General features: G+C 59.8%; 6 protein-coding genes. 4 read left to right on the top strand and 2 right to left on the bottom strand.

From position 1 onward, the window contains the following. The first annotated feature begins 206 nt into the window (after nt 1-206). The 4 genes from N2245_RS14265 to N2245_RS14250 all read left to right on the top strand — a co-directional run bounded on the left by N2245_RS14265 (nt 207) and on the right by N2245_RS14250 (nt 4,915). Entirely contained in the window at nt 207-1,709 is a 1,503-nt protein-coding gene (locus N2245_RS14265; RefSeq protein WP_494537369.1) for a DUF4118 domain-containing protein, read from the top strand. A 3-nt stretch (nt 1,710-1,712) separates the two neighbouring features. Continuing rightward, nucleotides 1,713-2,417, top strand: a complete 705-nt coding sequence (locus N2245_RS14260) for a response regulator transcription factor (RefSeq protein ID WP_494537368.1) — start codon at nt 1,713-1,715, stop codon at nt 2,415-2,417. Between the two features lie 89 nt (nt 2,418-2,506). After that, nucleotides 2,507-2,872, top strand: a complete 366-nt coding sequence (locus tag N2245_RS14255; RefSeq protein WP_494537367.1) for a hypothetical protein — start codon at nt 2,507-2,509, stop codon at nt 2,870-2,872. Between the two features lie 18 nt (nt 2,873-2,890). Next, nucleotides 2,891-4,915, top strand: coding sequence for an APC family permease (locus N2245_RS14250; RefSeq protein WP_494537366.1), 2,025 nt, complete (start codon nt 2,891-2,893; stop codon nt 4,913-4,915). Here N2245_RS14250 and N2245_RS14245 read toward each other — a convergent pair. After that, the gene (locus tag N2245_RS14245; RefSeq protein ID WP_494537365.1) at nt 4,887-5,534 is read right to left on the bottom strand and encodes a DedA family protein; all 648 of its coding nucleotides are present in this window, start codon (nt 5,532-5,534) and stop codon (nt 4,887-4,889) included. The two genes, N2245_RS14250 and N2245_RS14245, sit on opposite strands and share 29 nt — an antisense overlap. Nucleotides 5,535-5,625: 91 nt before the next feature. After that, entirely contained in the window at nt 5,626-6,426 is an 801-nt protein-coding gene (locus tag N2245_RS14240; RefSeq protein WP_494537364.1) for a TIGR01458 family HAD-type hydrolase, read from the bottom strand. Between the last annotated feature and the right edge of the window lie 151 nt (nt 6,427-6,577).

The raw sequence follows: 6,577 nt of genomic DNA, 5'->3' as shown, positions 1-6,577 counted from the left end.
GGTGGAGGTGCATCCCAATCCGGAGGGAGCGATGAGCGATAATGCCCAGCAGGTGACTTTTGAGGAGTTTGAGCAGCTGATGACTGGTGTCAGAAGGGTGGCTGCAGCTATCGGTAGGTCCGCTGCTGAGCCTATGCCCCAGGCCCAGCGCATGGCACAGGGGGTGAGCGCTTAGGATCCTAGTGCTATAATCACGCGGGATGCGTGTGACCTCGAAAGCAAATACATTTAATATCACAGATTTTAGGGCGTTGCTAGCTTCTTGGAGGCGCCGGCACCTACAGGCCGTGGTCCGCAGCACAGCTGCAGGCTACGGCCTGTCTTTGATTGGCGTAGCAGCGATAACGCGCCTTATATCGCTGCTTTTCACGCGCTGGCACATCGCCAACATATCAATGATCTACCTGCTGCTTGTGTTGGCGCTCGCCGTGCTCTACGGCAGTGGTCCTGCGGTGGTGGCTTCTATAGCGGCCTTTCTAGCGTTCGACTGGTTCTTCGTGCAGCCCACCTGGTCGCTGACGATCCGAGATCCCGATGAGTGGCTAGCGCTCGTGCTGTTCCTGGTGACGGCGCTTATTACTGGTCAACTGGCAGGTAATCTACGGTCGCGGGAGGCTCAGCTGCACCGTCGTGCTAGGGAGCTGGAGGTGATAAATGACCTTACGAGGTCCATCTTGTTAGATGTCAACCTAGAGGGTCTGCTGCGTAAATTAGTGGGCAACATTTCCGAGATGCTGCAGCTCTCGGCGTGCAGGGTGTTGATCCCCGATGCCGACGGTAGGTTACAGGTGGTCGCGCGTTGGGGCACTGATGAGCTGGAGGAGGGTGGTTACAGGACCATACTGCCGCTCATGATAGATGATCGCTCCAAGGGAGTGCTGATAGCCCAGCGACCTCCGGAGGGTACCGCTTTCACCCAGGATGAGCTCAGGGTGCTGCGGGCGTGCGCGGACCAGGTGGCTGTAGCTATGGAGCGCGATAGGTTGGCCGCCGAGGAGAAGAGGGCGGCGCTCTTGGAGGAGTCGGATCGCATGAAGAGCGCTTTACTGTCCTCCATATCTCACGAGCTTCGGACGCCGCTGTCGGTGATACGGACGGCGGCTGGTGGCATCCTCGAGGCTGATGGTGAGACCTCGCCCGATGTGCGGGAGCTAGCGCTCTCTATAGATAGGGAGGCCGAGAGGCTCAACCATCTGGTGGGCAACCTGCTGGATATGTCGAGGATAGAGGCCGGGGTGCTGCGTCCCAACATGGAGCTGCAGGCGCTGGATGAGATCATAGGTGCCGTGCTGCAGCGCATGCGCCCCCTGCTTGGAGATAGGCAAGTAAGGATCTCTATTCCCCCAGACCTGCCGCTCCTGCGGTTCGATGCGCTCCAGATCGATCAGGTGCTCACCAACCTGCTGGACAATGCTTGCAAGTTCTCCCCAGAAGGATCTGAGATCCAGGTGGAGGTGAGTGCTGAGCCTCATGGTGTCAGGGTGGTCATCCGTAACGTTGCTTCCCATTCGTTGTCCGATGAATCCCTCTCGCGCGTGTTCGATAAGTTTTACCGGGCATCGAGTGCGTCGCTGGGCAGCGGTCTGGGCCTCACGATCAGCAAGGCGATAGTCGAGGCCCATGGCGGCATGCTTCAGGCCCGCAAGTTGGAAGACGATTGGGTGGAGTTCGCCTTCACATTACCCTTGGATCAAGCCACGAAGGTGTAGTGGATGGTGACCAACAGGCAACCAAAGGCTAGGGTGCTGGTGATTGACGATGAGCCGGAGATGTTGCGCATCCTCAAGTCAGTGCTCGCCAATGCTGGCTACTCGGTTGGGGTGGCATCCTCCGGCGAGGAGGGCATCGAGGACTTTGGACTTTTGCCGTACGACATCGTGCTGCTCGACCTAAAGCTACCCGGCATAAGCGGGCTGGAAGTCTGTGCGTGGATCAGGGAGAGGTCCGACGTGCCGATCATCGTGCTCTCCGTGATGGGCGAGGAGTACGATAAGGTGCGAGCTCTGGATATGGGGGCTGATGACTATCTAGTCAAGCCCTTTGGTGTTGCTGAGCTGCTGGCCCGTTTGCGCGCTGCCCTGAGGCGGGCTTCCAGGGGGGAGCAGGTTGAGCCGGTGGTGCACAGCGGCGACCTCACCATCGATCTAGAGAAGAGGTTGGTGCGTCGGGGTGAACAACTCGTTCGCCTCACTCCCACCGAGTACGATGTCCTCAAGTGTCTGGCGTTGCACGCGGGCAAGGTGGTCACCCACAGGATGATCCTGCGCGAGGTGTGGGGCCTGGAGGGAAACAGCGATTCCACCAACGTACGTTATACGATCACGCAGCTCAGGCGCAAGCTGGGCGATGATCCCGCATCTCCACGCTACATCCTTACCGAGCCTGGGATAGGCTACCGCCTGCTAGCCGACTCCTGATGCCCTAACAAGATCCTAACAGCCTTTCATAGAACTCCAACGACCTCCTAACGATCAGGTTGCCATACTGCCTTAGGAAGGCTTGATTCATGGATGATGTGTCCATACAGCATATATATGTCCTGTATCTAGGCAGGCGGTCGCGCGATGAGCTGGAGGCGGCATGCGTGCTGGCGGCTTCCGATCCTACGTGGCATGTGGTAGTGCTGCTGCCGGAAACTCAGCCCCTGCCGCAGTTCGAGTTGGCGATGCTCGAGGCTTTGCTGCGCGAGCTATCTTGCGCGCATGGCGTAGAGATAGAGCTGCGCTCACCTACCTCTACAGACCTCGTACGATCTAAGTTCACTCCTGAAGAACCGAGGAGAGGAGGTAAGCTGCGCAGCTCTATGAGGAGCTTGGGTAGGAGCCTGCGCAGATACGGGGCACGCATCTTCACCGGAGGACGTAGCGACTGATGCGTTGGGAGGCTTTGGATGAGCTTGGATGACAACAAGCAGGCAGGCACCTCGAGCAGCAGGATATCCTACAGCGATCTCGAGAAGCGGCAGCTCTTGAGGGGCAACAAGCCTGGTAATCGCTTTGTCCGGGTGCAGCCCAGCCCGGAGTTCTACCGCTCTGGTCCTGGCTGGATAGTGCCCAGGCCCGAGGTGGTGGAGCCTAAGGGTTTTTGGGGCAAGGTCCGAAGGCTCTTGGTAGGCAGGCCTATACCCTCAGCGCTTGAGGAACACGAGAGGCTGAACAAGATCAAGGGGCTGGCGGTGTTGGCTTCGGATGCTATCTCCTCGGTGGCCTATGGTCCCGAGGCAATCATGAGGATCCTGATCACCGCCGGCTTAGCCTACCTATCCCTCACCATGCCGATAGCCATCGCCATAGCCGTGCTCATAGCCATCGTGGCCTTCTCCTATCGACAGACGATCAAGGCTTATCCTTCGGGTGGAGGGAGCTACATAGTGGCTAGCGAGAACCTGGGGCCGCTTCCAGGTCTAGTGGCCGCGGCCTCGCTGCTGTTCGACTACATCCTCACGGTAGCGGTATCCATCGCCTCGGGCACTGCGGCGATCACTTCCTTGTTCCCTAGGCTTCTGCCCTACACGGTGGAGATCACTGTGGGCGCGATCCTCTTCATCATGTTGGTCAACCTGAGGGGTGTTCGGGAATCGGGCACGGTGTTCACGCTGCCTCCGTACATATTTATCGCGAGCGTGTACGTTACTATAGCTGTAGGACTCTATAAGTTAATGTTGGGTGGTGGGCTGCACTACACGCCTCCGCCCTCGTCGGTGCATCCAGGTGGCAAGCAGTTTGGGCTGTTGTTGTTGCTAGCTGCCTTCTCTGAGGGCTGCTCGGCTATGACCGGTACGGAGGCGATAGCTAACGGTGTGCCAGCCTTCAGACCTCCTGAATGGCGGAACGCTCGTACTACTATGACCTGGATGGCAACAATCTTGGCTACCTTGGTGGTGGGCGTCGGCTTCCTGGCCACTCACCTGCACGTTTTGCCCGCCACGGACGAGACCGTGCTGTCTCAGATCGGGCGCACGGTGTTCGGCCCAGGGCCTATGTGGTGGGTGCTGCAGGTGTCCACGGCGCTCATATTGGTGCTGGCGGCCACCACCGCCTTTATGGACTTCCCGAGGCTCATGTCCATCCTGGCCAAGGATCGCTACGCCCCCAGGGTGTTCCAGTACAGGGGAGATAGGCTGGCGTTCACGAGCGGGATCATCGCCCTGTCCGTGGTGGCGATCGTGCTGGAGCTTGTGTTCCGTGGCAGCGTTGAGAAGCTGATACCGCTGTATGCTGTTGGGGTGTTCACGAGCTTCACCCTCTCCCAGTCCGGCATGGTGGTGCATTGGCGCAGGGAGCGCGAGCGTGGTTGGAAGCGGTCGGCCATCATTAATGGCGTAGGGGCTGTGGTCACGGGAGTGGTGACGCTGATCATCGGCGTGACGAAGTTCACCCACGGCGCTTGGATCGTGATCATACTGGTCCCCGTCACGGTGACCGTCTTCTGGGCGATCCACAAGCACTACATGCGTCTAGAGAGTGCCAGGGGCACAGAGCTGCCCACCGACCCCAAGCAGATCAGGATCAGGGCTGTGGTCCCGATTCGCGACCTAGGGGTGCAGGCCAAGCAAGCGGTGGCCTTTGCACAGGCTATGACCCAGAACAACGCTCGCGTGGTCGCGGTGCACGTGGAGGATGACCCCAGGGAGGCGGAGGAGCTGCGCAAGGAGTGGTACAAGTGGAATCCCGAGGTGGAGCTGCTGATCATCGAATCGCCCTACAGGTCGCTGTTGCGCCCCCTGCTGGCCTACATAAGCGCCCTCAAGAGCACCTATCCGGAAGACACGGTGGTGGTGGTGCTGCCGGAGTTCGTGCCCTCGCACTGGTGGGAGCAGCTGCTACACAACCAGACGGCCCTCCGGATCAAGGCTGCGCTGCTGTTCTACCCGGGCGTGGTCGTGGCTAACGTGCCCTATCACCTGGAGAGGTAGCTTCAGACCTCTCCATGGACTCCATCAGCCTCGTCTCCCCCCGCCGGATGGCGAGGGCGACCAGCAGCAAGCCGGCTACCAGCGCAGCAATAGACAAGATCCTCATTGGCCCCTCCAGCTCGGATATCCTCGACCCCAAGAAGTAGCTCAGCAGGCCGTAGATGGATGCCCACGAGATGCCGCCTAAGGCGTTGTACAGCAGGAAGTGCTTCCATCGCATGGCGTTGGTGCCCGCTAGGAAGGCCGCCCAGGTACGCAGGAGGGAGACGAAGCGTCCGAAGAACACGATCCTGCCCCCGTAGCGGGCAAAGAGCCACCTGCCCAGCGCCAGGCGCCTTTCGTCCAGTCGCAGGTACCTCCCATAGCGGGCCAGCAGCCGCTGTCCGCCCGTGCGACCCACCCAGTATCCCAGGTTGTCTCCCGCGATTGCTGCAACAGAAGCTATAGCTATGACCCATCTTATGTCCAAGGAGTGGGAGGTGCCGGCGAGCACCCCGGCAGCTATGAGCATAGTCTCCCCGGGCATGGGGATCCCCATGCTCTCTGCCGCTATCAACAGGAAGAGCGCCAGGTAGCCGTAGGTGGCGAGCAGGTGCTCGATCGGCAGGTGAATGCCCATCTTAGCCCACTCGTCCCTTGGGGCTGAGAACTAGGGACCTTCGTGCGCACCTCATAGTGAGAGTATGGGGCATAGCGGCCACGAAGGCAAGCTACGGGCTGCCTGTGGCCGAGCGCACCGCTGACAGGAAGTGTTGCACGAACTCGGGGAAGGAGTCGTGCACCTCGTCCGGTGGCGGTGAGTACCTCGACTCGTCGCCAGGGCGATATTTACCTGTACGCACTAGTATCCCCTTGGCTACCCCCGCCCGCTTGGCCGCTGCCACATCAACGTCGGCGTCATCTCCCACCATCGCCACATCCTGTGGCCGTAAGGCCATGGCCCTGCAAGCTTCCAGGAATATTCCAGGTTCGGGTTTACCGAACACCAGCGCCTGCTTGCCAGTAGCTTCCTCGAACAGGGCCACGAACGGCCCGACGTCGAGCGCCGGCCCATCGGGAGCGCGCCATATGCGCGTCCTGCCCAGCGCTATGAGCTGGGAGCCCCCGAGCAGGAAACGGAGGATGCGGTTCAGCCTGCCGTAGGTCACATCCTCTCCCATGTCGCCCAGGACCACGTAGCGTGGGTGCCGGTCGTCCTCGCGCACTCCCACCTCCTGGAAGTCCTCCTTGGCCTCCTCCCTGACGGCCAGGTAGGCGGAGGCGCGCTTGGAGACCAGGAACCTTGCCGCCGCCACCGCTGGGGTGAAGATCTCCTCGTGGTCCACGGAGTACCCCATGGACAGCAGGCGCATCGCCAGCGCCCTTCGGCTTCTCTGCGATGAATTAGATACTAACCTATAGGGTATGCCCTCGGACGCGAGCGCACGCAATGCTTCGGGCCCTCCAGGAACGGCCCTGCCAGCGTCCACCAACACACCATCTATATCTAACAATAAACCCTTGACGTCCATCTGCCTCACCATCCCGATCTTGCTATAGGCGAATTGTACAACAAGCGGTGGGTATGTTACTGTCCAGGCTTGACAAGTAACTACAACCGATATATTTTATTACCCTGGATATGTACTATACCGGTCTAATAATTAGCTTGTTTAAACGGTT

The organism is Thermobaculum sp. T2p (genome assembly GCF_059335935.1).
The sequence above is the reverse complement of the archived record's forward strand: the minus strand, read 5'-3'. Positions and strand labels throughout refer to the sequence as shown.

Bases quoted from the DNA above. Each gene is read 5' to 3' on its own strand.
- N2245_RS14245 (WP_494537365.1), bottom strand. From the start codon at position 5,534: ATGGGCATTCACCTGCCGATCGAGCACCTGCTCGCCACCTACGGCTAC.
- N2245_RS14240 (WP_494537364.1), bottom strand. From the start codon at position 6,426: ATGGACGTCAAGGGTTTATTGTTAGATATAGATGGTGTGTTGGTGGAC.
- N2245_RS14260 (WP_494537368.1), top strand. From the start codon at position 1,713: ATGGTGACCAACAGGCAACCAAAGGCTAGGGTGCTGGTGATTGACGAT.
- N2245_RS14255 (WP_494537367.1), top strand. From the start codon at position 2,507: ATGGATGATGTGTCCATACAGCATATATATGTCCTGTATCTAGGCAGG.
- N2245_RS14250 (WP_494537366.1), top strand. From the start codon at position 2,891: ATGAGCTTGGATGACAACAAGCAGGCAGGCACCTCGAGCAGCAGGATA.